This is a genomic window from Dactylosporangium fulvum (assembly GCF_025137375.1).
Taxonomy (GTDB): domain Bacteria; phylum Actinomycetota; class Actinomycetes; order Mycobacteriales; family Micromonosporaceae; genus Dactylosporangium; species Dactylosporangium fulvum.
In genome coordinates, this window is sequence record NZ_CP073720.1 from 1052069 (window position 1) to 1078564 (window position 26496).

At 71.0% G+C, this 26496-nt stretch carries 25 protein-coding genes and 1 tRNA gene; 18 read left to right on the plus strand and 8 right to left on the minus strand.

The genetic code is table 11. The annotated features are described in order from the left end of the window. Position 1: 1 nt before the first annotated feature. The gene (locus Dfulv_RS04910) at positions 2-1795 is read left to right on the plus strand and encodes an ABC-F family ATP-binding cassette domain-containing protein (protein ID WP_259861417.1); all 1794 of its coding nucleotides are present in this window, start codon (positions 2-4) and stop codon (positions 1793-1795) included. A gap of 21 nt (positions 1796-1816) precedes the next feature. Further along, entirely contained in the window at positions 1817-2287 is a 471-nt protein-coding gene (locus Dfulv_RS04915) for a DUF4383 domain-containing protein (RefSeq protein ID WP_259861418.1), read from the plus strand. Between the two features lie 48 nt (positions 2288-2335). Here Dfulv_RS04915 and Dfulv_RS04920 read toward each other — a convergent pair whose 3' ends face one another. Together Dfulv_RS04920 and Dfulv_RS04925 are read right to left on the minus strand one after the other, a co-directional pair. Then, complete coding sequence (locus Dfulv_RS04920; RefSeq protein ID WP_259867428.1) at positions 2336-2938, minus strand: TetR/AcrR family transcriptional regulator; 603 nt, start codon at positions 2936-2938, stop codon at positions 2336-2338. A 74-nt stretch (positions 2939-3012) separates the two neighbouring features. Then, on the minus strand, positions 3013-3990 hold the full coding sequence (locus Dfulv_RS04925) for an acyl-CoA desaturase (RefSeq protein ID WP_259861419.1): 978 nt from the start codon (positions 3988-3990) through the stop codon (positions 3013-3015). A 243-nt stretch (positions 3991-4233) separates the two neighbouring features. Between Dfulv_RS04925 and Dfulv_RS04930 the strand changes: the two genes are divergently transcribed. From Dfulv_RS04930 to Dfulv_RS04980, 11 genes are all read left to right on the plus strand, one after another. Beyond that, positions 4234-4305: transfer RNA gene (locus Dfulv_RS04930), tRNA-Gln, on the plus strand. Between the two features lie 128 nt (positions 4306-4433). Continuing rightward, positions 4434-5906, plus strand: a complete 1473-nt coding sequence (gene glmU, locus Dfulv_RS04935) for a bifunctional UDP-N-acetylglucosamine diphosphorylase/glucosamine-1-phosphate N-acetyltransferase GlmU (RefSeq protein WP_259867430.1) — start codon at positions 4434-4436, stop codon at positions 5904-5906. Positions 5907-5938: 32 nt separating this feature from the next. Continuing rightward, a complete protein-coding gene (locus Dfulv_RS04940) occupies positions 5939-6919 on the plus strand; it encodes a ribose-phosphate diphosphokinase (RefSeq protein WP_259861420.1) in 981 nt (326 codons plus the stop codon). 648 nt (positions 6920-7567) lie between these two features. Continuing rightward, positions 7568-8182: a 50S ribosomal protein L25/general stress protein Ctc gene (locus Dfulv_RS04945; RefSeq protein ID WP_259861421.1), complete on the plus strand. Its 615-nt coding sequence runs from the start codon at positions 7568-7570 to the stop codon at positions 8180-8182. 337 nt (positions 8183-8519) lie between these two features. Next, positions 8520-9107 (plus strand): aminoacyl-tRNA hydrolase, encoded by a 588-nt coding sequence (gene pth, locus Dfulv_RS04950; RefSeq protein ID WP_259861422.1) that lies wholly within the window; start codon positions 8520-8522, stop codon positions 9105-9107. Positions 9108-9238: 131 nt separating this feature from the next. Continuing rightward, positions 9239-11383, plus strand: coding sequence for an exopolysaccharide biosynthesis polyprenyl glycosylphosphotransferase (locus Dfulv_RS04955; RefSeq protein WP_319805760.1), 2145 nt, complete (start codon positions 9239-9241; stop codon positions 11381-11383). Continuing rightward, positions 11384-12172 carry a 3'(2'),5'-bisphosphate nucleotidase CysQ gene (locus tag Dfulv_RS04960; protein WP_259861423.1) on the plus strand — a complete coding sequence of 263 codons (789 nt, stop codon included), beginning with the start codon at positions 11384-11386 and terminating at the stop codon, positions 12170-12172. 16 nt (positions 12173-12188) lie between these two features. Then, positions 12189-13097 (plus strand): sulfate adenylyltransferase subunit CysD, encoded by a 909-nt coding sequence (gene cysD / locus Dfulv_RS04965; RefSeq protein ID WP_406567933.1) that lies wholly within the window; start codon positions 12189-12191, stop codon positions 13095-13097. A 37-nt stretch (positions 13098-13134) separates the two neighbouring features. Beyond that, the gene (cysN, locus tag Dfulv_RS04970) at positions 13135-14388 is read left to right on the plus strand and encodes a sulfate adenylyltransferase subunit CysN (protein WP_259867433.1); all 1254 of its coding nucleotides are present in this window, start codon (positions 13135-13137) and stop codon (positions 14386-14388) included. 55 nt (positions 14389-14443) lie between these two features. After that, positions 14444-14944 carry a SigE family RNA polymerase sigma factor gene (locus Dfulv_RS04975; RefSeq protein WP_259861424.1) on the plus strand — a complete coding sequence of 167 codons (501 nt, stop codon included), beginning with the start codon at positions 14444-14446 and terminating at the stop codon, positions 14942-14944. After that, a complete protein-coding gene (locus tag Dfulv_RS04980; protein WP_259861425.1) occupies positions 14941-16059 on the plus strand; it encodes a hypothetical protein in 1119 nt (372 codons plus the stop codon). Before Dfulv_RS04975 ends, Dfulv_RS04980 begins: the two co-directional genes overlap by 4 nt. On the opposite strand, the gene Dfulv_RS04985 is transcribed toward Dfulv_RS04980, so the two are convergent. Further along, complete coding sequence (locus Dfulv_RS04985) at positions 16056-16817, minus strand: hemolysin family protein (protein ID WP_259861426.1); 762 nt, start codon at positions 16815-16817, stop codon at positions 16056-16058. The genes Dfulv_RS04980 and Dfulv_RS04985 overlap by 4 nt on opposite strands. A gap of 112 nt (positions 16818-16929) precedes the next feature. On the opposite strand from Dfulv_RS04985, the gene galE reads away from it, so the two are divergent. Beyond that, positions 16930-17916, plus strand: coding sequence for a UDP-glucose 4-epimerase GalE (gene galE / locus Dfulv_RS04990; RefSeq protein ID WP_259861427.1), 987 nt, complete (start codon positions 16930-16932; stop codon positions 17914-17916). Positions 17917-17918: 2 nt separating this feature from the next. Here the strand turns inward: galE and Dfulv_RS04995 are convergent, their stop codons facing one another. Genes Dfulv_RS04995 through Dfulv_RS05010 form a run of 4 tightly spaced genes read right to left on the minus strand, consistent with a single transcriptional unit; the run spans position 17919 to position 21569 of the window. Then, positions 17919-19181: a sialidase family protein gene (locus Dfulv_RS04995; RefSeq protein ID WP_259861428.1), complete on the minus strand. Its 1263-nt coding sequence runs from the start codon at positions 19179-19181 to the stop codon at positions 17919-17921. Further along, positions 19174-19662, minus strand: a complete 489-nt coding sequence (locus Dfulv_RS05000; RefSeq protein ID WP_259861429.1) for an RNA polymerase sigma factor — start codon at positions 19660-19662, stop codon at positions 19174-19176. The genes Dfulv_RS04995 and Dfulv_RS05000 overlap by 8 nt, the downstream gene beginning before the upstream one ends. 37 nt (positions 19663-19699) lie before the next feature. Continuing rightward, complete coding sequence (locus Dfulv_RS05005) at positions 19700-21001, minus strand: WD40/YVTN/BNR-like repeat-containing protein (protein ID WP_259861430.1); 1302 nt, start codon at positions 20999-21001, stop codon at positions 19700-19702. Further along, complete coding sequence (locus Dfulv_RS05010) at positions 20991-21569, minus strand: RNA polymerase sigma factor (RefSeq protein WP_259861431.1); 579 nt, start codon at positions 21567-21569, stop codon at positions 20991-20993. Before Dfulv_RS05010 ends, Dfulv_RS05005 begins: the two co-directional genes overlap by 11 nt. 74 nt (positions 21570-21643) lie before the next feature. On the opposite strand from Dfulv_RS05010, the gene trpS reads away from it, so the two are divergent. From trpS to Dfulv_RS05030, 4 genes are read left to right on the plus strand one after another with little or no spacing between them, the layout of a single operon-like run. Further along, entirely contained in the window at positions 21644-22675 is a 1032-nt protein-coding gene (gene trpS / locus Dfulv_RS05015; protein WP_259861432.1) for a tryptophan--tRNA ligase, read from the plus strand. Position 22676: 1 nt separating this feature from the next. After that, a complete protein-coding gene (locus tag Dfulv_RS05020) occupies positions 22677-23204 on the plus strand; it encodes a 2'-5' RNA ligase family protein (protein WP_259861433.1) in 528 nt (175 codons plus the stop codon). Between the two features lie 3 nt (positions 23205-23207). After that, positions 23208-24365 carry a YihY/virulence factor BrkB family protein gene (locus Dfulv_RS05025; protein WP_259861434.1) on the plus strand — a complete coding sequence of 386 codons (1158 nt, stop codon included), beginning with the start codon at positions 23208-23210 and terminating at the stop codon, positions 24363-24365. A gap of 8 nt (positions 24366-24373) precedes the next feature. Next, positions 24374-24799 (plus strand): hypothetical protein, encoded by a 426-nt coding sequence (locus Dfulv_RS05030; RefSeq protein ID WP_259861435.1) that lies wholly within the window; start codon positions 24374-24376, stop codon positions 24797-24799. Positions 24800-24826: 27 nt separating this feature from the next. On the opposite strand, the gene Dfulv_RS05035 is transcribed toward Dfulv_RS05030, so the two are convergent. Next, positions 24827-26341: a glycoside hydrolase family 13 protein gene (locus tag Dfulv_RS05035; protein WP_406567993.1), complete on the minus strand. Its 1515-nt coding sequence runs from the start codon at positions 26339-26341 to the stop codon at positions 24827-24829. Positions 26342-26496 lie beyond the last annotated feature (155 nt).

Genomic DNA, 26496 nt, shown 5'->3' on the forward strand with positions numbered 1-26496 from the left:
CATGGCAAACATCGTCAATCTGGACAAGGTCTCCAAGACCTACCCCGCCGGGCGCATCTTCGACGAGGTGTCGCTGGGCATCGACGACAGCGACCGGATCGGCATCGTCGGGCTCAACGGCGCCGGCAAGACCACGCTGCTGCGCATGCTGACCAAGGCGGAGGAGCCCGACGCCGGCCGCGTCACCCACCGCCGCGACCTGCGGGTCGCCGCCCTGCCGCAGACGCTCGACCTGCCGCCTTCGGCGTCGGTTCGAGACGTTGTGGTCGGCACGGCCTGGCTGCCGGCCGGGTTCGCGGCCGAGCACGAGTGGGCCGGCGACGCGGGCGTGCGCACGGTGCTCAACGGGCTCGGCATGCCGCACCTCGGTCTCGACGCGCCGGTGGGGCCGATGTCCGGTGGTGAGCGGCGCCGGGTCGCGCTCGCCGCGCTGCTGGTGCGCGAGGCCGACCTGCTGATCCTCGACGAGCCCACCAACCATCTCGACGTGGCCGGCATCGCCTGGCTGGCCCGGCACCTGCTGCAACGGCGGGGAGCGCTCATCGTCGTCACGCACGACCGCTGGTTCCTCGACGCGGTCTGCACTACGACCTGGGAGGTCGCCGACGCCACCGTGCGCTCGTACGAGGGCGGTTACGCGGCCTGGACGCTCGCCCGGGTCGAACGGGCGCGGGTGGCCGCCGAGGTCGAGGCGCGGCGGCAGAACCTCCTGCGCAAGGAGATCGCGTGGCTGCGCCGCGGCCCGCCCGCGCGGACCAGCAAGCCGAAGTTCCGCATCGACGCGGCCAACGCGCTGATCGCCGACGTCCCGCCCGCGCGCGACACCGTCTCGTTGCAGCGCCTCGCCGTGACCCGGCTGGGCAAGCAGGTCTACGAGCTGTCCGGCGTCGAGCTCAAGGCCGGCGACCGCACGCTGCTGTCCGGGGTCGACTGGCTCGTCGGGCCGGGCGACCGCGTCGCCGTCCTGGGCGCCAACGGCGCCGGCAAGACCACGCTGCTGCGGGTGCTGGCCGACGTCCGTGAGCCGGACGGCGGCCGGGTGGTGCGCGGCAGCACGGTCCGGCCCGCGTTCCTGTCCCAGGAGCTGCGGGAGCTGCCGGGCGACCTGCGCCTGCTGGAGGCGGTCGAGGAGGTCGCCAAGCGGGTGAAGCTGGGCGACCGTGAGCTGTCCGCCGCGCAACTGGCCGAGGTGTTCGGCTTCACCGGTGCGCGGGTCTGGACCCCGGTCGCCGACCTGTCCGGTGGCGAGCGGCGCCGGCTCCAGCTGCTGCGGCTGCTGGCGACCGAGCCCAACGTCCTGCTGCTCGACGAGCCGACCAACGACCTCGACATCGACACGCTCGCCGCGCTCGAGGACCTCCTCGACACCTGGCCGGGCACCCTGATCGTGGCCAGCCACGACCGGTACCTCGTCGAGCGGGTCGCCGACACGGTCTACGGCATGTACGGGGACGGGCGGCTCGTCCACCTGCCCGGCGGCGTCGACGAGTACCTCGACACGATCGTCGCGGACAGTGGCTTCGCGCCGGCTGCCCCGAAGCCGGCGGTCGCCGACCGGGGGACCGATCTGCGGGCGTCCGAGAAGGACCAGCGGGCCGCCCGGAAGGAGCTGGCCAAGCTGGAGCGCAGCATCGACCGCCTCACGCAGAAGGAGGAGGCCCTGCACGCCCAGCTCGCCGAGCACGCGACCGACTACGAGAAGATCACCGCGCTGGACGCGGAGCTTCGTGAGATACAGGCCGAGAAAACGCGGATCGAGGAGCAATGGCTCGCCCTGGCAGAGATCGCCGGATGACTCGGTCCTAGAATCTCGACCATGGCCGCACATTTCCCGATCAACCACCACCTCCGGCCCCTTTACCGGCTGCTTGCCGGCATCGCGGGCCTCTACATGCTGGTCTTCGGCGTGGTCGGGTTCATCCAGACCTCCGGCGCGAAGTTCTTCACGCGCGACGAGGCCGAATGGGTGCTCGGCCTGCGCACCAACCCGGCGTTCGCGCTGCTCTCGATCGTCGCCGGGGTGGTCGTGCTCGGTGCCAACCTCGTCGGGCGCAACCTCGCCCACTTCATCAACCAGCTCGCCAGCGTCGTCCTGCTCATCGTCGGGATGGCGTCGCTGGCGGTGATGCAGACCGAGGCGAACGTGTTCGCCTTCTCGATGAGCAACGTCATCGTGACCTTCATTCTTGCCAGCATCGTCGGCACGGCGAGCCTCTACGACCGGGTCGGCACGCCGGCCCAGGCCTCGGCCGAGGAGGACTTCCGCCACGGGCCGCGCACGGCCTGACGACTGCAGCTCCGGACGCGAAAAGGCGGCGCGATCGCGCCGCCTTTTTCATTTGCTCTGCCGGGTGACCAGTGTCGGCTTGCCCTTCATGTTCGACAGGCCGTTCCAGGCCAGGTTGACCAGGTGGGCCGCCACGACCTCTTTCTTCGGCTTGCGTACCTCCAGCCACCAGCGGCCGGTCAGCGCGACCATGCCGACGAGCGCCTGCGAGTAGAGCTCCGCGAGCTTCGGGTCGAACCCGCGGCGCTTGAACTCCGAGCCGAGGATGTGCTCGGCCTGGTGCGCCACGTCGTTGAGCACGCTCATGAAGTTTCCGGTCGGGGACATCACCGGCGACTCGCGGACCAGGACCCGGAAGCCGTCGGTCTCCGACTCGATGTAGTCCAGCAGCGCCAGGGCGGCCTGCTCAAGCAGCTCGTGCGGGTGGCCGGCGGTGAGCGCGTTGGTGATCCGGTCGAGCAGCGACCGGACCTCCCGGTCGACCACCACCGCGTAGAGCCCCTCCTTGCCGCCGAAGTGCTCGTAGACGACCGGCTTGGAGACCTTCGCCCGCGACGCCACCTCCTCGATGGAGGTCGCATCGAAGCCGCGCTCGGCGAACAGTGCCCGGCCGATCGAGATGAGCTGCTCGCGTCGCTGTGCGGAGGACATCCGTACACGCGACTTCGCCGAGGCCGATGGCGGCGGTGCCGGAGGTCGCAGGTCGTCTTCGTCCAGGCGGTCGGTCACCCGTTCATCGTGCCAGCCGCAACGCGCTTGGCGTCGAGGCGGTCGGTCTTGGGCCAGCGGACGGCGGTCGCCCAGCCGAGTTTCTCGAAGATCCAGATGAGCCGGGCGTTGATGTCGATCTGTCCCTTGTCGACCCCGTGGCGGGCGCAGGTCGGGTCGGCGTGGTGCAGGTTGTGCCAGCTCTCGCCGAAGGACAGGATCGCCAGCGGCCAGAAGTTGCTGGCCCGGTCGCCCTCCCGGGTCTCGAACGGGCGCTCGCCGTAGACGTGGCAGATCGAGTTGATCGACCAGGTGACGTGGTGCAGCAGGCCGATGCGGATCAGGCCGGCCCAGAAGAACGCGGACAGCGCGCCCTGCCACGACCAGGTGACCAGGCCGCCGATGATCGCGGGCAGGGTCGCCGACAGGATGACGATGACCGGGAAGAGCTTGTCGATGCGCCGGATGTCCTTGTCGGCCATCAGGTCGGGGGCGAAGCGCTCACGGTTGGACAGTTCGCGGAAGAACAGCCAGCCGACGTGGGCGTAGAACAGGCCCTTGACCAGTCCGCCGAACGACTCCCCGAAGCGCCACGGCGAGTGCGGGTCACCCTCGCGGTCGGAGAACGCGTGGTGGCGGCGGTGGTCGGCGACCCACTGCGTGGGGTTGCCCTCGATGGCGGTGCTGCCGGCGATGGTCAGCGCGATCCGCAGCCCGCGGTTGGCCTTGAACGAGCCGTGTGTCAGGTAGCGGTGGAAACCGGTCCCGATGCCGAGCCCTCCGATGACGTAGAAGGCCAGGCCGAGGACCACGTCCAGCCAGGTCAGCCCCCAGCCCCAGGCCACCGGGACGGCGACGAGCAGGGCGACGAAGGGCAGCGCCACGAAGCCCCACAGTGCGATGAGGATGCCGACGCTCTGACGGCCCTCCGTGAGTGGCTTGGGCGAGCGTGCGGTGGCCTCATTAGGCGCTGGATCAAGGACCGACAGGGACATGGCACCTCTCAAGATTTTTTCGTCGCCGGGCGGGGGCTACGCCTACGTCACCGTAACTTACGGGGCCGTAGGTTCGCCATGCGGAGCTCGTGTCAAGTCAGTTACCCCATGTCTTGTGTGATCTTCCCGCCACCTTCCACGGCACGATCGGCTGTCTCGGCGGCACCGTTAGGGGAAGGTCCTGTCGCGGTGGCCCGGCGAGGAAACGGATTGATGCGCAAGCTAGGCTCTGAATGCGGTATTTGGGGTGTGGGGTAACGGCAGCCCGCAGGCCTTTGGAGCCTCGCAGTCCTGGTTCGAATCCAGGCACCCCAGCGCTGCCACCGCCACCCGGTTCGGATCCGGGGCGGTCGGTGGCCTGACTACGATGAGGCGCACCGACACCGTCGAGGAGCGCGCCCGTGCGAAATGTGATCATCCTGGCCGCCGGCGAAGGCAAGCGGATGAAATCCGCGGTGCCCAAGGTCCTGCACCCACTGCTCGGCCGCACCCTGGTCGGCCACGTGCTGGCCGCCACGCAGGAGTCCCTCGGTGGCGGTGCCGTGACCGTGGTTGTCGGCCACGGTGGTGACCAGGTGCGCGACCATCTCGCCCGGGTCGCTCCCGACGCGGTTCCTGTTACCCAGGCCGAGCAGCGTGGCACCGGTCACGCGGTCCGGATCGCTCTGGAAGCCACCCCGGACCTCATCGGGACGGTGGTCGTCCTCAACGGTGACATCCCGCTGTTGCGGGCCGAGACGCTCGCCGCGCTCGTACACACCCATGAGTCCACCAAGGCGTCGGCCACGGTCCTGACCGCCGAGGTCCCGGACCCGACCGGTCTCGGGCGCATCGTGCGCAACCGGGGCGGCGAGTTCGCCGCGATCGTCGAGGAGCGCGACGCGACACCGGAGCAGCGGGCCATCCGTGAGATCAACTCCGGGGCGTACGTCTTCGAGGCGGCCGCGCTGCGCGAGATGCTCGGGAAGCTCTCCACCGACAACGACCAGGGTGAGGAATACCTCACCGACGTCATCGGCATGCTCGCCGCGGCCGGCGCGCCGATCGTGGCCCACCGAGCCCCCGACGCCACCGAGACGCTGGGCGCCAACGACCGTGCCGAGCTGGCCGGCCTGCGGGCGATCATGCGCGACCGGATCAACGACGGGTGGATGCGTGCCGGGGTTGCGATCATCGACCCGGCCACCACCTGGATCGACGTGACGGTCTCCCTGTCGCGTGACGCGGTCGTCGAGCCGAACACCCATCTGCGCGGCGCGACGAGCATCGGCGAGGGTGCCGTGGTCGGCCCCGACACCTCGCTCATCGACGTGGTCGTGGGGGAGGGTGCCTCGGTCGTCCGGACCCACGCCGTCTCCTCCGAGATCGGGCCGGACGCGTCGGTCGGGCCGTTCGCCTATCTGCGCCCGGGCACACGGCTGGGGCGCAAGTCGAAGATCGGCACGTTCGTCGAGACGAAGGCCGCCTCGCTCGGTGAGGGGGCGAAGGTGCCCCACCTGTCGTATGTCGGCGACGCCGAGATCGGGGAGGGCACCAACATCGGCGCCGCCACCGTCTTCGTCAACTACGACGGGATCAAGAAGCAGCGCTCGGTGATCGGGGCACACGCCCGGACCGGCGCCGACAACATGTTCGTCGCGCCCGTGCACGTCGGCGACGGCGCCTACACCGCCGCGGGCAGCGTGATCGTCAAGGACGTCCCACCCGGCGCGCTCGGCGTGTCCCGCGCCAACCAGCGCAACATCGAGGGCTGGGTGGAGCGCAAGCGCCCCGGCACCGCCTCGGCAGCCGCTGCCGCGGCCGCGGCCACGGTTGATGCAGCCGATGCTGATTCGGTCATTGTGTTTCGGGAACGTGAAGAAGACCACGTCGGCCCCGGTCAGGTGGCCGAGTCCGGTCCGCCCGACCAACAATGAGCGCAACCACGAGATCGGGAGCGGGCGACCCAATGGCCAGCATCAGTTCGGAGAACCGCAAGAACCTCATGCTCTTCTCCGGCCGCGGATTCCCCGCGCTCGCCGAGGAGATCGGTGCGGTGCTCGGGGTCGACCCGACCCCCATGGACGCGTACGACTTCGCGAGCGGCGAGATCTTCGTCCGGTACCGCGAGTCGGTCCGTGGCTCGGACGCCTTCGTCGTCCAGTCGATGGTCGCGCCGATCAACGACTGGCTGATGGAGTCCCTGATCATGGTCGACGCGCTGAAGCGCGGTTCGGCCAAGCGCATCACCGTCGTCCTGCCCTTCTACCCGTATGCGCGGCAGGACAAGAAGCACCGCGGGCGCGAACCGATCTCGGCCCGTCTGGTGGCCGACCTGTTCAAGACCGCCGGTGCCAACCGCATTCTCACGGTCGACCTCCACACGGCGCAGATCCAGGGCTTCTTCAACGGTCCCGTCGACCACCTGTTCGCGATGAACACGCTGGCCGACCACATCGAAGCCAAGTACGCGGGCCGGCCGATCACGGTCGTCGCCCCCGACTCGGGCCGGGTCCGGGTGGCGGAGCGCTGGACGGACCGGCTGGGCGGCTGCCCGCTGGCGTTCATCCACAAGACCCGTGACCCGCTGAAGCCCAACCAGGTGGTCGCCAACCGTGTGGTCGGCGAGGTCGAGGGCCGGGTCTGCCTGATCGTCGACGACATGATCGACACCGGTGGCACGATCGTCTCGGCCGCGGACATCCTCTTCAACGAGGGCGCGGCGGAGGTCGTGGTCGCGGCCACCCACCCGGTGCTGTCCGACCCGGCGTGCGACCGCCTGGCGGCGAGCCGGATCAGCGAGGTGGTGGTGACCAACACGCTGCCGCTCCCGGCTGACAAGAAGGTCGACAAGATCACCCAGCTCTCGATCGCGCCGCTTTTGGCCCGCGCGATCCGCGAGGTCTTCGACGACGGCTCGGTGACGACGTTGTTCGGCGGCCTCTCCTGACGTTCGCGGCGGTGGCCGCCCCAGCTGGGGCGTTCGGGAGTGTGGTGGCGGGACGTGCGCCGGGGTGGCCGTCCCGTCCAAGCCCGTCCGTCAGTTCCTGAGCCTCCTCCCCGCGTCGCGCGCCGGGTTGCTTCGCGGCCCGGCCACACCACTTGCCGGGCCGCCCGCTTCTCCTCCTCGGCTCCACCCCAGGTCATCACCCTCCTCGCCCCGTTTCGGCCCACACGCACCTCGTCTTGCCGGGTCAGTGATCTCCTCCCCGGGCTTCTGATCCTGGAGCGGTCCGGTCACCGGGCCGGATCGGTGCCCGTCGCTCGGTTCGGTGCCCGGCTGGGTGGTTTGGCGGCTTTCCGCACCGGTCGTGCGGCGCACCCGCGTGATCTGCACAACCGGGCGGGGAGGGTGTGAAGGGCCCCCGATGGCTCGGGTAAGCTAGTGCGGTTGCCACGGCGAGGGTGCTCCAACGGGCCGGGCGTGCGGTTCATGCGCATCGCGCAAGACAGCATGACGGCTGAGCGAGCTCCGTGATCGACGCGGTGCTCCGGGCCTATGCCCCGTGCGCCCCCTCGCCCGAGCACCGCACCTAGACAACTGTTACCGGTCGCGCCGGCCGGTGCCCGCCGCACAACCGCATCAGGAGTTTTTGTCGTGTCCGAGGTAAAGATCAGCGCCGAGCCCCGCACCGAGTTCGGCAAGGGTGGTGCCCGCCGCACGCGCCGGGCCGGCAAGGTGCCCGCCGTGCTGTACGGTCACGGCGAGAAGCCCCGCCACATCGCACTGCCCGCCCGTGAGTTCGCCGCGGCGATCCGCCACGGCGGCATGACCCAGGTCTTCAACATCGAGATCACCGACGGCAGCGCCGCCCTGGCCCTGCCGAAGGCCATCCAGCGTGACCCGATCAAGGACACCTTCGACCACGTCGACCTCCTCGTGGTCCGGCGCGGCGAGCGGGTCACCGTGGACATCCCGGTCCAGCTCGTCGGCGAGGCGGCCCGCAACACGCTCGTCATGACGGAGAGCAACACGCTCTCGGTCCTGGCCGACGCGACCCGGCTTCCCGACCACCTGGAGGCGTCCATCGAGGGCCTGGAGCCCGGCGGCCATGTCACCGCGGCCGACGTGAGGCTCCCGTCCGGCGTCGAGCTCGCCGCCGACGCCGAGCTGGTCATCGCCGTGGTCGCCGCCGCGCCGACCGCCGAGGCCCTGGGGGCCGAGACCGCCGAGGCTGCCGAGGCCGCGACCCCCGAGCCGGCCGAGGCCTGATCCGACCCGCGGGCCGGTCTCCGCGCCCGACCCGGCACCGGGTCAGCGCGGACCGGCCCGATCCGGGATCGGCTCGGATCGGCCTGCCGGTGGCGTGCCGCCCTGGTCAGGACCGGTTCGACCCGGCCCGCAGGGCTGTGTCGGGCCGGCTCGGTCCGGGGCCTGTGTTGCGACCGGCCCCGGATCAACTCGTGGCCGGCGCCGGGTCGGCGGTGGTCCAGCCGGGAGGCGGGCCGGAGCCGCGCCGCCCTGCCGATCGCGGATCGGCGGACAGGTTCGACAGAAGGTCGCGGGCCGCCGGGATGGTGCCCGCGGCCTTCCTGCATGAGGAGACACCGTGCCGGACACCGCGCCGTGGTTGGTCGTCGGGCTGGGAAACCCCGGACCCGAGTATGCGCGCCACCGCCACAACGTCGGCTTCATGGTGGCCGACCTGCTCGCCGATCGGGCCGGGCTGCGCTTCAGCCGGCATCGGCGGGTCATGGCCGAGGTGGCTGAGGGCCGGCTGCGTGTCGGCGGGCCGCGGCTCGTCCTGGTCAAGCCGCTCACCTACATGAACCTGTCCGGCGGGCCGGTCGCCGGCCTGGCACAGTTCTACAAGGTGCCGGTCGACCAGATCATCGCCGTGCACGACGAGCTCGACGTGCCGTGGACGCAGTTGCGCCTCAAGCAGGGCGGCGGCGAGGGCGGCCACAACGGGCTGCGCTCGATGTCGAGCTCACTGGGGAACAAGGACTACGTCCGGGTCCGGTTCGGGATCGGCCGGCCGCCCGGCCGGCAGAACCCCGCCGACTTCGTGCTCTCGGACTTCTCCAGCGTGGAGCGCAAGGAGCTGGACTTCTTCGTCGACCGTGCCGCGGATGCGGTCGAGATGGTAATCGACCGCGGTCTCGAACCGACCCAGAACCAGTATCACGGGACATAACGTCCCGGTTGTCCATGGTCCGTTTGTCCTGATCTGCTCCTGTCGTCCCGTGCGGCGCCGTGACGTATGTCCGGGTTGCACGTTGTACTCCAGGTCGCACCTTTTGTAGAGGCGGACTGAGGAGGCGGACGATGGCGGTCGACAGCGGACGTACGCGGGACGGCTTCCACCGCCCTGCGCACCTGCGCCGCGAGGACCGCCCCGGCCGTCAGCGCCGTGAGGACCACGCCGGCCGTCAGTCCCGCGAGGAGCGTCCGACCGATCAGCGCCGGGACGCCGCGACGCGCAACGTCCGCCAGGACGGCACGGCGACGAGCCCCCACGGAGAGCACGGCGCCCAAGAGGACGCCCCTGGCGGCGGGCCGAGTGATCCCCACGAAGAGGCCCCGGCACGAGGCGGCCGGTCGGTGGATGCGGACGGGCAGGGCGGCGAGCACCGGACGCCGAGTTTCCGCCGCGACGGGCACCGCCCGCTGAATGTCCGCAGCGACGAGCGCTCGACCCAGGTCCGCCAGGGAGACGCAGGGCTCCGCCAGGGAGACGCGGGGCTCCGCCACGGAGACGCGGGGCACGAAGGCGTGGGCGGCGAGCGTGTGCCGCGGATCCGGGCCGAGCGCCCGGGACGGATCCGGCGGCCGAGCCCCATGCGGACCACCATCCGGCACGGGCGACCGGCCGGCGACGAGGATGAGTCGCCCCGTGCGCGGGCCTCCACCGCCCCCGTGTCGCCCGCACCGGGTCCGCCGGTCCCGCCCGCCGAGGTGTCGCCGCAGCTCGCCGCCGAGGTCGAGGACGCCGTCCGCGGGGCCGCCGCGTTTGTGCCCGCCGGGGCGCCCGTCTCGGCGCCGTCGGAGCCGGGCAACCGCACCGCCCGGCACCGGGCCCGCTGGGCCTGGGAGGGACGGTACCTGCGGACGCTGCTCGTCCTCGATCTTGTCATCGGGTTCTTCGCCGGCTTCGTCGCCTTCGAGGTGCGCTTCGGCGTCGGGCTGACCAGCTACAACCTGCGGTACGCGCTGCTGAGCGCTCTCGTCCCGGTCGCGTTCACCGCCGCGCTCGCCGTCAACCGGGCGTACGAGAAGCGCTACCTCTTCGTCGGTACCGATGAGTATCAGAGGGTCCTGCGGGCCGGCCTGTCACTGACCGCCGTCACGGTCTTCGTGGCCTACGCCGCGGAGTTCCAGATCGCCCGGGGCTGGTTCGTCGTCGCGGTGCCCCTGGTGACCTTCTCGTGCCTCGGCGGGCGGTTCGTCCTCCGGCAACTGCTCCACCGGGCCCGCAAGCAGCGGGGCTCCTGCATGCGGCGGGTGGTGGTGGTCGGCCACGAACTCGCCGTCGAGGCGATGACCCGCCAGCTGTGCCGGGAGCGGTACCACGGCCTGAAGGTCGTCGGCGCCTGCCTCGCCGCCGAGGGCACCGTGCCCGGCGTGCCGGTGCTGGGGACGTTCGACCAGATCGCCGCCGCGGTCCGCACGGCGCGGGCCGACACCGTGCTGGTGCTGTCGTGTCCCGAGCTGGACGGCCACTTCCTCAGAAGGCTCGCGTGGCACCTGGAGCGCGACGACATCGACCTCATCGTGGCCAGCACCCTCATCGACGTGGCCGGCAGCCGGACCACCATCCGGCCGGTCGACGGCCTGCCGATGCTCCACGTCGAGCACCCCACCCTGACCGGCGCCCGACGCCTGGTCAAGGCCGTTTTCGACCGGATCGGGGCACTCCTGCTGCTGATCCTCGCGTCACCCCTTCTGGCTGGTCTCGCGCTGGCGGTTCGCGCCGATTCAAAGGGGCCGGTACTGTTCCGTCAGGTACGTGTGGGCAAAGACGGTCGCGAGTTCGTGATCTTCAAGTTCCGCACGATGCACGTGGACGCCGAAGCCCGCCTCGCCGAGCTGCGGCACCTCAACGAAGTCGACGGCGCGCTGTTCAAACTGCGCAACGACCCGCGGGTCACTCGCGTCGGACGGCTTCTGCGCAAGTTTTCACTTGACGAGCTGCCACAACTACTCAATGTGCTCGGCGGCAGCATGTCACTGGTCGGGCCCCGCCCGCCGCTGCCGGAGGAGGTCGCCGTGTATCCGGACGACGCCCGGCGCCGGCTGGCCGTGCGGCCCGGGATGACCGGCCTCTGGCAGGTGTCCGGCCGGTCGGACCTATCGTGGGACGAAGCGGTCCGCCTCGACCTGCAGTATGTGGAGAACTGGTCACTGTCACTCGACCTGGTGATCATGCTGCGGACGTTGAGCGCGGTGACCCGAGGGGCTGGAGCGTACTGAATGACCGATCTGCCACCCGCCACGGACGGCGGGTTCGCCCGCTGGCTCGCCCAGCGAGCCGGGGACCTGCTGCTCAAGCTGCGCGAGGAGATGGGGTACGCCGACCCTGACGCGCTGCGTAGGGCCGGTGACCGAATGTCGCACGAGCTGCTGATGGAGCAGTTGGAGCGGTGGCGCCCGGCCGACGCGGTGCTGTCGGAGGAGGGCGCGGACAGTGCCACCCGGCTCGGGGCGGACCGGGTCTGGATCGTCGACCCGCTGGACGGCACCCGCGAGTTCGGGGAGGAAGGCCGGGCCGACTGGGCCGTCCACGTGGCGTTGTGGGGCAGGTCCTCGACGGCGCTCGACAAGGGCGCCGGCCGGCTCGTCGCCGGCGCGGTCGCGCTCCCGGCGCAGCACTGCGTGCTGGGCAGCGACGCGCCGCCGCCGTTCCCGCCGATGCCGGGCGTGCAGGGCGAGCCGATCCGGCTGGCCGCGAGCCGCACCCGCCCGCCGGCGCTGCTGAGCGCACTCGCCGAGAAGCTTCCGATCGAGCTCGTCCCGATGGGTTCGGCCGGCGCCAAGATCGCCGCCGTTATCGACGGGGCGGTCGACGCCTACGTGCATGCCGGCGGCCAGTACGAATGGGACTCCGCCGCCCCGGTTGCTGTGGCGGTCGCCACGGGTCTGCACGCTTCCCGTATCGACGGGACTACGTTGGAATACAACCAGCCCGACCCACGGCTACCCGACCTGGTGGTGTGTCGGAAGGCATTGGCGCCGCAACTGCTGGCCGCGATCAACAGCTGAAAGGTCTCCGCCAATCATGAGCCGCGCGCCCTACCGCGTCTCCCACCTGGACGCTCTCGAGGCCGAGAGCCTGTTCGTCATGCGCGAGGTGGTCGCCGAGTTCGAGCGGCCCGTGCTGCTGTTCTCGGGCGGCAAGGACTCGATCGTGATGCTCCGGCTCGCCGAGAAGGCCTTCGCGCCCGCCCGGATCCCGTTCCCGGTCATGCACGTCGACACCGGGCACAACTTCCCCGAGGTCCTCGCCTACCGGGACCGCCGCGTCACCGACCTCAACGTGCAGTTGATCGTGGCGAGCGTCCAGGAGGCGATCGACAGCGGGCTGGTGCGCGAGTCGAACGACGGCATGCGCAACCGCATCCAGACGCCGGTGCTGCTCGACGCGATCGAGAAGTACCGCTTCGACTCGCTCTTCGGCGGTGCCCGCCGGGACGAGGAGAAGGCCCGGGCCAAGGAGCGGGTCTTCAGCTTCCGCGACGACTTCGGCCAGTGGGACCCGCGCAACCAGCGGCCCGAGCTGTGGGCGCTCTACAACGCGCGGATCGCGCCCGGCGAGTCGATCCGGGTGTTCCCGCTGTCCAACTGGACCGAGCTGGACGTCTGGCACTACATCGCCCGCGAGGGCATCGAGTTGCCGTCGATCTACTACGCCCACGACCGCGAGGTCGTCGACCGGGGCGGCATGCTCTACGCGATCAACGAGTTCCTGCCGCTGAAGGCCGGCGAGACGCCGTTCGTGGAGCGGGTGCGGTATCGCACCGTCGGTGACGCCTCGTGCACCGCTGCGGTGCGCAGCGACGCCGACACGATCGACAAGGTCATCGACGAGGTCGCCGCGACCCGCATCACCGAGCGCGGCGCGACCCGCGGCGACGACAAGGTGAGCGAGGCGGCGATGGAAGATCGTAAGCGGGAAGGGTACTTCTAAGGTGACCGCTGTTCTGGAGACGCCGCAGCAGCGGCAGATGGACCTTCTCCGCTTCGCCACCGCGGGCTCCGTCGACGACGGCAAGTCGACGCTGATCGGGCGCCTGCTGTACGACTCGAAGGCCATCTTCGAAGACCAGCTGGAGGCCGTCGAGGCCACCTCCCGGTCGCGCGGCGACGAATACACCAACCTCGCGCTGCTCACCGACGGCCTGCGTGCCGAGCGTGAGCAGGGCATCACGATCGACGTCGCCTACCGCTACTTCGCGACCCCGCGGCGGAAGTTCATCATCGCCGACACCCCCGGGCACATCCAGTACACGCGCAACATGGTCACCGGCGCCTCGACCGCCGACCTCGCGCTGATCCTGGTCGACGCGCGCAAGGGCCTGGTCGAGCAGTCCCGCCGCCACGCGTTCCTGTGCTCGTTGCTGCGCGTGCCGCACCTGGTGCTCTGCGTCAACAAGATGGACCTCGTCGACTACTCGCAGGAGGTCTTCGAGCGGATCGCCGACGAGTTCACGTCGTTCGCGGCGAAGCTCGAGGCGCCCGACCTGACCGTCATCCCGATCTCCGCGCTGCACGGTGACAACCTGGTCACCCGCAGCGAGAAGATGCCGTGGTACGAGGGGCCATCGCTCCTGCACCACCTGGAGCACGTGCACATCGCCTCCGACCGCAACCTGGTCGACGTGCGTTTCCCGGTGCAATACGTGATCCGTCCCCAGTCGACCGTCGTGTCCGACTACCGCGGCTACGCGGGCCAGATCGCGTCCGGCGTCATGAAGCCGGGCGACGAGATCATGGTCCTGCCCTCCGGCTTCACCACGCGCATCACGCACATCGAGACGGCCGACGGCCCGCTCCAGGAGGCCTACCCGCCGATGTCGGTGACGATCCGGCTGGCCGACGAGATCGACATCGCGCGCGGCGACATGATCTGCCGCCCGAACAACGCGCCGGCGGTCGCCCAGGACATCGAGGCGATGGTCTGCTGGATGGACGAGACCCGCCCGCTGACGGTCGGCGGGAAGTACGCCATCAAGCACACCACCCGCTCGGCCCGCACCGTGGTCCGCGGCCTGCAGTACCGGCTCGACGTCAACACGCTGCACCGCGACGAGTCCGCGACCGGGCTGGCCCTCAACGAGATCGGCCGGGTGCGCCTGCGGACGACGGTCCCGCTCCTCGCCGACGAGTACCGCCGCAACCGGACCACCGGGGGCTTCATCATCATCGACGAGGCGACCAACCGTACGGTCGGCGCGGGGATGATCATCGAAGCGGCTTAGCGCCGCATGCAAGGTGGGCCCGCTCTCCATGCGTCCGTAATAGCGGAGGCGATGGATGGACGAGTCGACGGAGCGGGAGTTCACGGAGTTCGTGGCGACCCGCGGGTTCGCGTTGGTGCGGATGGCGTATGCGCTGACCGGTGAACAGCACGCCGCCGAGGACCTGGTGCAGACCGCCCTGGCCAAGGCGATGCTGCGCTGGTCGCGCATCCGCGGCGACGCGGAGTCGTACCTGCGCAAGGTCATGTACCACGAGCACGTCTCCTGGTGGCGCCGCCGCTGGCGCCGGGCGGAGCTGAGCACGGCCGACCCACCCGAGCGGTCGGCTGTGGACGACGACCCGCACCTCCGGTTGGCGATGCGCGCCGCCCTGGCGACCCTCCCGCCCCGGCAGCGCGCGGTGCTCGTGCTGCGGTACTTCGAGGACCTCAGCGAGCAGCAGGTCGCCGACCTCCTCGGCATCTCGACCGGCACCGTCGGCAGTCAGGCGTCCCGGGCGCTCGCCGCCCTGCGCCGGCGGTTGCCCGACCTCAACGGGACGGAGGTGCGCCGGTGAGCCCCGATCTCGACCTCGACCGGCTGGTCCGGGACACCCTCGACGACCTGGCCGCCGACGCCCGGCCGGCCCCGCTGCTGGCGGAGGCGATCAGGCGGGCCGGGCAGATACGGCGCCGGCGGATCGCGGCGACCGCGGCCGCGGCGGCCGTGCTCGTGGTGCTCGGCGTTGTAGCGCTGCCCTTCGGGGCCGACCGTGAAGACCGGCCGGAGCCGCTGCGGTCCGTGCCGTCGGCCCCGCTCAGCCCGAGTCCCACCGCGAGCCCGTTTGCGGTCGGGCACGCGCCGCCTTCGCTGCTCCCGCCCGAGCTGCCAGGGCAGTTCACCCTCACGGCCCTGCCGTTCCACGACGACCAGACGTGGGTGTTCGACCGGAGCACCGGGAGGTATCTCACGGTCCCCTTCGCCGAGGTCCAGCCGGCGCCGAAGGGGAACCTGGCGCTGAGCGCGACCGGTGACGGCCGGCTGCTGCTGCTCGACCTCGCCGAGGGGGTCGCCGTCAGCCTGCCGTCCGGCCCGGTGGGCGGTGACATCGAACCCTGGTCGCCGGACGGAAGGATGCTGTTGCGGGCGCAGCAGCCGACCGGCCTCGTCCGGGTCGAAGAGGTTGTCGGCGGCACCGTTCTGTCGCGCGGCGTGCCCTACGACGCCGCCGCACTGGGCTGCGAACGGACCGGGTGTCGCGTGACCTGGGCGCGGAGCCCGACGGAGCTGGCGGTCTCGGTGATCGACCCGGCGACGGGCACGCAACGGGCGCTCCAGCTGATTTCGGTCGCCGACGGGAGGCCGACGCGCCGGCTGCCGGTCACCGGCCAGGTCAGCGGGGCGTGCTCGTGGTCGACCGACGAGCGGTACGTGCTGAACGAGCGCCTCACGCCGACCGGCTCCGCCGGCTGGGTCATCACCGACACGACCAGCGGCGCGACGGTCGGCACGATGACCGCCGAGACGCTGCCCAACCCGTCGTCGGTCTGCTGGGCGTCGCCGACCGAGTTGCTGGTCGGCGCCATCGGCGAGGTACTGGTGGTCAAGCCCGACGGCACGGTCCGGCAGCGGATCGATACGTTCACCGGGGCCGGCAACGGGCCGTACTGGGTGCGGATCGGGCATCGCTAGGTGGGGGAGCGGGGCGGCGGGATCGGCCGGGCGATCGACACCCGCGACACCCGCCGACCCTCCACCGTGTTCACGTGCAGGTGCCAGCCGTTGTGGCGGACCGAGTCGCCGGCCTTCGGCACCTTGCCGAGGCGGGCCATCAGGAATCCGGCCACGGTCTCGTAGGGGCCGGTCGGCAGTGTGAGGCCGGTGCGTTCGGCCAGGTCGGCGAGGTTGAGCCGGCCGTCGACCTCGTCGATGCCCGGCCGCTTGGCGGCCGGCGGCGGGGGAGCGTCGTACTCGTCGTGGATCTCGCCGACGAGTTCCTCGATCAGGTCCTCCAGGGTGACGATGCCGGCCGTTCCGCCGTATTCGTCGACGATCACCGCCAGGTGGTGGCCGCCGCGGCGCATCTCCGACAGGGCCTCCAGCACGCGCTTGCTGGACGGCAGACGGTGCACCTCGCGGGTCAGGTGCCGCAGCGTCAGGCCCGGGTCGACGGAGGGCGGCAGCGTCAGGTCGCGCACGTGGACGAAGCCGAGGACGTCGTCCTGGTCGCCGTCGATGACGGGGAAGCGGGAGTGCCTGGCGTGCCGCACCAGAACGATCGCCTCGGCGACGGTCAGCTGTGCGTCGAGGAAGACCACCTCGGTGCGCGGGACCATGACCTCGCGGACGTGTCCGGTGCCGGTGTTGGCCGCGATGAGGGAGCGCAGCTCGGCCTCGCTGATCCGGAGATCCTCCGGAGTAGCGTGAAGACGGCTTGCCCAACGGTTCAAGAGGGCAGCAACAGCCTGCCGTATGGTTCCGGGGGCAGGCTCCGGCATGGACGAATTGTAGGCATCCGGCTCCCGGTCGTTCACCGGCGAAGTGTAAATTTGTTGGTTCTCGATGACTTTTGTGGAGGTGGGCGTGAAACTGCTCGTGACCGGTGGTGCCGGCTACATCGGCAGCGTCGTGACCGCGCTGCTGCTCGACGCCGGGCACGACGTGACGGTCCTCGACGATCTCTCGACAGGTCATCAGGAGGCAGTACCATCCGGCGCCGCCTTCGTCCGTGGCCGCGTCCACGAGGCGATCGGTGACGTGCTCACGCCCGACTTCGACGGCGTCCTGCACTTCGCCGCCTTCATCGCGGCCGGTGAGAGCGTGCAGAAGCCGGAGAAGTACTGGGACAACAACGCGGTCGGCACGCTGAAGGTGCTCGACGCGATGCGCGCCGCCGGGGTCCGCCGGCTGGTCTTCTCCTCGACGGCCAACGTCTACGGCGACCCCGACGAGGTGCCGATCCCGGAGACGGCGGCGGTGCGCCCGCCCAACCCGTATGCGACCTCGAAGCTCGCCGCCGACCACGCCCTCACGGGCGAGGCGATCGGCCACGGCCTGTCGGCGGTCAGCCTGCGGTACTTCAACGTGGCCGGAGCGCTGCGCCGCGAGGACGGCTCGATGATCGGCGAGCGGCACGACCCGGAGACCCACCTCATTCCGATCGCGCTCCAGGTCGCGGCCGGCCGGCGGGAGAAGCTGCAGATCTTCGGCGACGACTACGACACGCCGGACGGCACGAACATCCGCGACTACATCCACGTCGCCGACCTGGGCGCCGCCCACCTGCTGGCGCTCGGCACGATGGACGGCCCCGGCCACCGGATCTACAACCTGGGCAGCGGCACCGGCTTCTCCAACCGCCAGGTCGCCGACGTGGTGCACGAGGTGACCGGCCACCCGATCCCGGTGGAGATGGCACCCCGCCGCCCCGGCGACCCGGCCCAGCTGGTGGCCTCGTCGGACAAGGCCAAGCGCGAGCTCGGCTGGCGTCCCCAGCACGTCGAGCTGGCCACGATGGTCCGCGACGCGTGGGACTTCCTGCGCCGCTGACGCTACTGGGCGTCGAGCTTCTGCCAGGTGGAGCCGTCGACCGAATACGCCGTGTAGATCGTTGACATGTTGTAGGCCACGTAGCCGGCCTGTGTCCGCGCCAACCGGAGCGTGTGGTGCAGGCCGGTGACGCGGTGCCAGGTCGCGCCGCGATTCTCGGACACCAGCCAGTTGCCCTGGCCGTCGACGATCAACAGCCTGCCGTCGAGCAGCGGCACCGGGTCGCCGCCGATGGTGGCCTGGCCGACGGTCGGGTGCACCGGGCCGAACGTCGCGCCGTCGTTGTCCGACGATGCCACGCCGAGCAGCGATTCCGGGCTCGTCGACGGATCGACGATCACGGCGAACACGTTTCGGCCATGCATCACCATCCGCGCCTGGCTCGAACCGGTGAAAGAGCCGGTGAAGACGTGCGGCTCCCAGGTGGCGCCGTCGTCGCGGGAGACGGCCAGGGCCGGGCTGCCGCCGGACCGGCCGCCGACCCACCAGGAGCCGTCGCCGCCGCGGACCGGGGCCGTCCAGCAGACCTCGATGTCCGTCGGCTGCCGCGGCGGCGCCACGATCCCCTCGGGGGTCACCGCCAGGACCCGCTTGCCGCACGTTTTTGAGGCCGGCTCGAAGCCGGCCTCGAGGCCGGCCTGGAACAGGTGCGCGGTGCCCGGCAGCGGCGCCGTGCCGTCGCCGGCCGGGAGCGTCTCCCGTCGGCTGTTCCACGTCTCGCCGTCGGCGCTCGTCGACCGCAGCGGCGAGGTGCCCGCGCCGAGCAGTGTGATCTGCGGGCCGGTCACGACCAGCGTCGGCAGCGCGTCGGCGGCCGCGGATCCGAGCGCGCCGGGCGCGGCCTGCGTGCGCCAGGTCCGGCCGCCGTCGGCGGTCGCGCTGACCCAGGTCGTACAGCTGGCGCCCTTGCACTCGACACTCAGCAGAAAACCGCGTTCCGGGTCGAGGAACTCCACGTCCCGTACCGTCCCCGGGAGGTCCGTCGGCAGGTGAGGCAGGCCGTTGACGGTGATGTCCTCGGCGCTCCAGACGCCGGCCGGGTCGCTCGCGGCGGGCTGATTCGGCACCGGGCGGTCGTCGCCGGTGACCGTCACCGTCACGGCGAGGATCGCCAGCGCCGCGACGGCCGAGGCCGCGCCGGCCCGGGCGAGCCGACGGCGGCGGCGCAGCACGCTCGCCCGAGCGGTGATCACCGCGAGCGGCGGCTGCTTGATGTCGAGCCGGTCCCGCTCCGCGTGCAACCGGAGCTCCAGTCGGTCAGGCACTGGTCACCTCGGCTCGGTACCCGGGCAGCAGCGCGGCCAGCGCCGCCCGCCCGCGGGACAACCGCGACTTCACGGTGCCGGACGGCACGTTCAGCGCGGCGGAGATCTCGTCCACGCTGAGGTCGGCGTAGTAATGCAGCACGATGACCTCCCGGTAGTTGCGTGGTATGGCGTCGAGCGCCTGGGTCAGGTCGGTGCGATCGGGCTCGGGACCGGTCTGCGTGAGCGTCGCCCGTTCCCGCAGCAGGATCAGGTCGAGCACCTTGCGCCGTCGCCACCGCCGCCGCACGACGTTGAGCGCGACGGTGCGCAGCCAGGCCTCGGGGTTGTCGATGCCGGTGAACCCGCCGGGGCGCGCGACCGCCCGCGCGAACGCCTCCTGCACGACGTCCTGCGCCTCGGTCAGGTCCGCGGTGAACGCGTACAGCTGCGTGACCAGCCTGCGGTAACAGGCGTGGTACACCTCTGCCACGTTGCTCACGCTGTTCACGATCCCCCGGGTGGCTCCCCGGTTCCCGTCAGTTCGGAAGAACAGTTGCCGACAGGGTGGCCTCCTGCCATTTGCGTGCGTCCTGCGACACCCATGCCAGTTCGCCGAGGGTCGCGTAGCCGTTGTCGAGCGTGGTGAGCGGGCCACCGGGTCCGGCGATGACGTTGAAGTGCTCGCCGTCGATGCTCTCCAGGTAGACCGTCTCGGTGTTGCCCTGGATCCACATGAGCACCGAGCGGTCCGGACGGACCAGTGCGCCGAAATCGCGGTCCTTGAGCGCGTTGTCCGCATTGAGCGGTGCGGGCAGCTCGATCCTGGTCTTGGACTCGGCCCAGCTGAGGCCGCCGTCGGTGGTGCGGAAGAGCCGGATGCCCTTGGCGTGCCGCACGACGGCGTACGCCGTGCGGCCGTCGAGCGTCGCCAGCGTCGGCACGTCGAGGTCGGCCGGCCCGTCGAGCGCACGCGCGGTCCAGGTGCGACCCTGATCGCGGCTCACCGAGACGCTGGGTGCGCCGGTGCGCAGGTCGGCGCCGGTCACCCACCAGCCGGCAGCGGTGGACAGCCCGCCGACGACGGTCCGCCGTGCCATCGGCGGCTGACTGGCGAGCAGGCTCAGCGCGCCGTCGTTCTGCCGCACGCCGAAGAGATCGCCGTACTGCACGAGCTGCACCGCGCGGTCCGTGCCGCTGAGCGGGAGCCGCTCGCTGGGACCGATCACCGGCGCGGTGGCGGTCTGCTCAGGCAGCGGCGCCGCGGACGCCTCGTCGAGCTTGAACCGGACGGCGGTGCGCGAACCGCCGCTCACCTCGCCGCTGAGCATGAACGTCGTGGGGGAGACGCGGATCAGTTCGACGCGGTCGAGCTTGTCCAGCGGGCTCTGCCGGAGCGCGTCGAGCACGAACGGAGTACGCCGTTCGGCCGAGTCCTCCCGCAGCATGACGACCTGCAGGCTGCACCGGCGGTTCTGCGGTGCTTCCATGCAGACGTCGACCGCGGCGACCACCCCGTCGGGCAGGTCGCCGGCCGCGGCGCGCACCGTCGTCGTCGACGTGGAGCGGCTGGTGGCCGGCACCGAGGTCGACGGGGGGACCGACCACGGGTCGGCGAGATCGGGGTTGGGCCCGAGGACCGCCGGGGTGGGCCGGCCGAACACGCCGGCCAGCGCGACCGGCGCGAACACGGCGAGCGTGCCGACCAGCGCCCCGACCACGGCCATTCGGTCGCGCATCCGCACCCGGCCCGCGCGGCGGTAGAGCGCGCTGAAGTCGGGGAGCCAGGTGGCCGCCTCGACCTGCGTGCGGAGTGTGCGGAAGTCCAGCTCAGGGCGCATCGCGCACCTCCTGCTGGACCCGTTCGGGCTCCGGGACGACCGGTCGGCGCCGCGGCGCCTCGGGCACGTTCTCGGCGTCGCTGAGCAGCGTGGCGAGCATGGCGCGGCCCCGCGACAGGCGTGCCTTGACCGTTCCCACGGGCACACCCAGCGCGTCGGCAACCTCGTGCACCGACATGTCGGCCAGGTGGTGCAGCACGATCGTCTCCCGCGTGGCCTGCGACAGCTGTTGCAACGCGGCGACCAGGGCGACCCGGTTGGGATCGACGCCGGGCACGCTTTCCACCGGACGGGCGACCCGGCCGCTGCGCACCAGTGTGTCGAACAGGCGGCGGCGCCGCCAGCGGGTCCGTGCCAGGTTCATCGCGACCGTGCGCAGCCAGGCCTCCGGATCGGCGACGTCGAGGAACTGCCGCGGGCGGGCGAGTGCCCGCGCGTACGCCTCCTGGACGAGGTCCTGTGCCTCGGCGTGGTCGCCGGTGAGCGCATACAGGGCGGCGACGAGCCGACGGTAGTGCGCCTGGTACGCATCGCGCACCGCTTCGCGCGCTTCCAGCTCCTCGCCCACGCCGTGCCACCTCCCCTGTCGGTCACGCTAACCAGACAGACGCCTGTGCGGCGCTTCCGGTTGCGCCTGACAGAATGGCCGACATGTCGTCTCCCGCCCGACCGCGCGTACTCTCCGGGATCCAGCCCACCGCCGATTCGTTCCACCTGGGCAACTATCTCGGTGCACTACGCAACTGGGTCGCCATGCAGGAGACCCACGACACGTTCTACTGCGTGGTCGACCTGCACGCGATCACCATGGGTCACGACCCCGCGCTGCTGCGCAAGCGCACCCGGGTCAGCGCGGCGCAACTGCTCGCCCTGGGCCTCGACCCGGAGCGCTGCACGCTGTTCGTACAGAGCCACGTGCCCGAGCACGCGCAGCTCGGCTGGGTGATGGGGTGCATCACCGGCTTCGGCGAGGCCAGCCGGATGACGCAGTTCAAGGACAAGTCGCAGAAGCAGGGCGCCGACCGCTCCAGCGTCGGCCTGTTCACCTACCCGATCCTGCAGGCCGCCGACATCCTGCTCTACCAGGCCGACGCCGTGCCGGTCGGCGAGGATCAGCGCCAGCACCTGGAGCTCACCCGCGACCTGGCGCAGCGCTTCAACACCATGTTCGGCCAGACGTTCACGGTGCCCGCGCCGTACATCATCAAGGACACGGCGAAGATCACCGACCTGCAGGAGCCGACGGCGAAGATGTCCAAGTCGGCGTCGACCGCCAACGGCCTGATCGAGCTGCTGGAAGACCCCAACAAGGCGGCCAAGAAGATCAAGTCGGCGGTCACCGACACCGGTCGCGAGATCATCTTCGACCAGGCGAACAAGCCGGGCATCGCCAACCTGCTCACGATCTACGCCGCGCTGACCGGCCGGACGATCAACGAGCTGGTCGAGGCGTACGAGGGTAAGGGCTACGGCGACCTGAAGAAGGACCTCGCCGAGGTGGTCAGGGACTTCCTCCGGCCGATCCAGGAGCGGACCAACACCTACCTCGACGACCCCTCGCAGCTCGACAAACTGCTCGCGATCGGCGCGGAGAAGGCCCGTGCCGTGGCGGGGCCGACGCTCAAGGCCGTGTACGACCGCATCGGGTTCCTCGCGCCCGGTGCCGCACACTGAGGTGGGCAAAACCACCATCGGTGTCGCGATCGACATCCCGGACCCGTGGGGCGGTGAGCTGACCGCCGCCCGGCTGGCCGCCGGGGATCCGGTCGCCGCCTATGTGCCCGCCCACGTCACGCTGCTCGGCCCGACCGAGATCGCGGCCGACGACCTGCCGGCGATCGACCGGCACCTGGCCAAGGTCGCGGCCGAGCACAAGGCGTTCACCGTGCGGCTGCGCGGCACCGGGACGTTCCGGCCGGTGACCCAGGTGGTGTTCGTCGCGGTCGCGGCCGGGATCAGCGAGTGCGAGCAGTTGCACTCGGCGGTGCAGTCGGCCGACGCGATCCAGGCGACGGTGCGGTTCCCGTACCACCCCCATGTGACGGTCGCCCACGACGTCGCATCGGACCAGCTCGACGCCGCCTTCGCCGAGCTGACGGGGTACGAGGCGTCGTTCGCGGTCGACGGGTTCACGCTGTTCGAACACGACGACGGGGGACGGTGGCGCCCCTATGCGGAGTACCGCCTCGCGGCGGACGATTGAGGGGTGAGCCTGCTCGACCGGCTGGAGGCCGGTTTTGATCGCGCGGTGGCCGCCGGGCGGCGCCGCTCGCAGGTGTTCGACCATGTCTGGCGGGCGCAGCAGCGGTACTTCGACGTGGACGCCGCCCGGCTCGCTGCCGCGACGGCGTACTACGGCTTCTTCGCCGTCTTCGCCATGGTGGTCGTGGCGTTTTTCATCCTGGGCCGGGTGCTCGGCGGCAACCCGGCGGTCGTCGATCGCGTCCAGGTGTACCTGCAGGCCAACCTGCCGCAGCTGCACGCCGACGAGATCTTCGCCGGCAGCCAGCAGATCGGCATCATCGCGCTGGTCGGCCTGATCATCGCCGGCGTCGGCTGGGTGGAGAACCTGCGCTCGTCACAGCGGGCGCTCTGGCAGCTGCAGGAGCATCCCGGCAACCCGATCGTGCGGTGGCTGGTCGACCTGGGCGTGCTCGTGGCGCTGGGCCTGCTGCTGCTCATCTCGGTCGGTATCTTCGCCGGCGTCCAGGAGCTGCTGTACTGGCTGGCCGGCGACTTCGGGCAGGACCCGGTCCGCGTCGCGCTACGCGGCACGTCGACGCTGCTGTCGGGAATCGCCGACCTCATTCTCGGCGCGGCCCTGCTGGCCGGCGTGCCCCGCCTGCGCATGTCGCTGCGGCGGCTGTGGCCGTCGGCGCTGCTCTTCGCCGTCGGGCTCGGGCTGCTCAAGACGGTGGGGAAGCTGTACATCACCCGCGTGGAGCACAACCCCGCGTACCAGCTGGTCGCGGGCACGATCGGGCTGCTGCTCTACATGTACCTGCTGCACCAGCTGCTGCTCTTCGCCGCGGCGCTGGCCGCGACCAGCCCGCACGGCCGGGTCAAGGATCTGGCGGGTGGCGAGCCGCGCGGCGACGTGAAGGCCGCGGCGCGCGCCGCTCAGCTGGTGGAGGAGGCGGCGGAGACGACCGAACGGGCGGCGGAGACGGTGCGTTCGGCTCCCTCGTCGACCGCGCCTTCTTCCTCTCCTTCCACCGCGCCTCCTGCCGCCGCGCCTTCCACCGCGGCCGCTCGGCCTGCTGCGGCTGCTTCTTCTGCTGCCGCCGCGGCGGCAGCAGAGATGGCACGCCGGATCGTTTCTTCCGGCGGTTCGACGCCGACCGAGCGCCGCGACCCGTCATGATGGGCGCCGTGGGTGCACTCGTGACTTTGGACCTGCCGGCCGACGCGCCGGCGCTGACCCTGCCGTGGATCATCACCTTCGGCCCGCTCGACGACGAGGAGGAGTGGGAGCCGGTCGTCTGCGGCCCCTACGAAAGGGCGCACGCCCTGGCGCTCGCGGAGGCGGTGGTGGCCGACGAAGACCTGATGGCCGTCGTCGAGCCGCTCCAGCCGCACGTCACGGTCGCCCAGATCCAGGGCGACATCGCCGCGGCCCGGATGGCCGCCGAAAACGAGGACGTGGAGACGGCGGCGCTCGACGCCGAGCTGGCGGGCGCCGATTACCACGACCACGACCACGAGCACGGCGAGGACGAGGACCACACGCACGAGCCGCCGTCGGTCGACGACATCCGTGCGGGCTTCGCCCGGATCGCCGCCAAGCTCACGTCCTGACCGTCGTCCCGCGGGACATCGCCGGTCTCAGCCGGCGGTGTCCCGCGGCAGCCACACCGTCGTGTCGGGCGGCAGCAGCTCGTCGACCGGCGAGCTGGCGAGGATCGGCGGGCCGGGCAGCGGCACCGCCGACCCGCTCAGGTTCGCCGCCACCAGCAGCTGCTCGGTCTCGAAGCACAGCACACCCTCCGGCGCCGGCCGCCAGGTCAGCCGGTGTGCCGGACGGCGCAGGCGGAGCGCCCGGCGGTAGAGGTTGAGCATCGAGTCGGGATCGTCCCGCTGCGCCTCGACGGTCGCCGCGGCCCACTCACGGGGCATCGGCAGCCAGGTCTGCTCCGACGGTCCGAACCCGAACGGCGGCGCGTCACCCTCCCAAGGCAGCGGCACCCGGCAGCCGTCCCGACCCGTCAGCTTGCCCCCGGAGCGGATCCGCTGCGGGTCGAGCCGCAGCTCGTCGGGCAGGTCGAGCACCTCGGGCAGCCCGAGTTCCTCACCCTGGTAGATGTACGCCGAACCGGGCAGCCCCAGCATCAGCAGCGCGGCCGCCCGTGCCCGCCGCAGGCCGACCACCCCGTCCCCGAAGCGCGTGACGTGCCGCTGCCGGTCGTGGTTCGACAGCACCCAGGTGGCGGGTGCCCCGACCGGCCGGGCGGCCTCGATCGAGGCGTCGATGACCCGCCGCAAGGTCTCCGGCTCCCACGGCGCCTCGAGAAAGTCGAAATTGAACGCCTGATGCAGTTCGTCCCCGGCGACGTATCGCGCCACCCGCTCCGGCGTGGAGTCGAACACCTCGGCGACGGCCATGCGCTGCCCGGGGTAGGAATCGAGAATCCTCCGCCAGCCGCGGTAGATCTCGTGCACCTCTTCCTGGTCGAAGTACGGCAAGACGGCCTGTCCGGCGACGTCCGGCAGCCCGTCGGCCTTGACCATTCCGTGTGCCACGTCGACGCGGAATCCGTCGACGCCGCGGTCCAGCCAGAACCGGAGAATGGCGTCGAACTCCTTGCCGACCTGGGGATTTCGCCAATTCAGATCGGGCTGGCCGGGGTCGAACAGGTGCAGATACCAATGCCCGTCCGCGACGCGGGTCCAGGCCGGCCCGCCGAACAGCGACTGCCAGTCGTTGGGCGGTCCGTCCCCGCGCCCTTCGGCGAAGATGTACCGGTCGCGCAATCCTTGCTGAAACCACGGGTGCCGGTCGGAAGAATGGTTCGGGACGATGTCGACGATGACGCGCAACCCGACGCGGTGCGCCTCGGCGAGCAGGTCGTCAAAATCGCGCAGGGTGCCGAAGACCGGGTCGACGTCACAATAATCGGCGACGTCGTATCCTCCGTCGACCATCGGCGACCGGTAGAACGGCGACAGCCAGACGGCGTCCACCCCGAGGTCCGCCAGGTAGCTCAACCGGCCGGTGATGCCCGGAAGGTCCCCGACACCGTCACCGTTCGAGTCCGCGAAACTGCGCGGATAAATCTGGTAAATCACCGCACTTCGCCACCACTCCACGCCAGCCACGCTAACCCGTACGACCCATCGCAGAAGGCCCTTCGTGCCTCGTTCCCGCGGGTGACGCCACTCCGGTCGCTGGCTCGCCTGGGCGGGCTTTGGCTTGCCGGCTGCGTCAGCGGCCTGGTCGCGGTGCCGTTCGCTTGTCCGCGCTGGCTGCTTGTCTGGATCGCTGGCCCTGCTCGGTG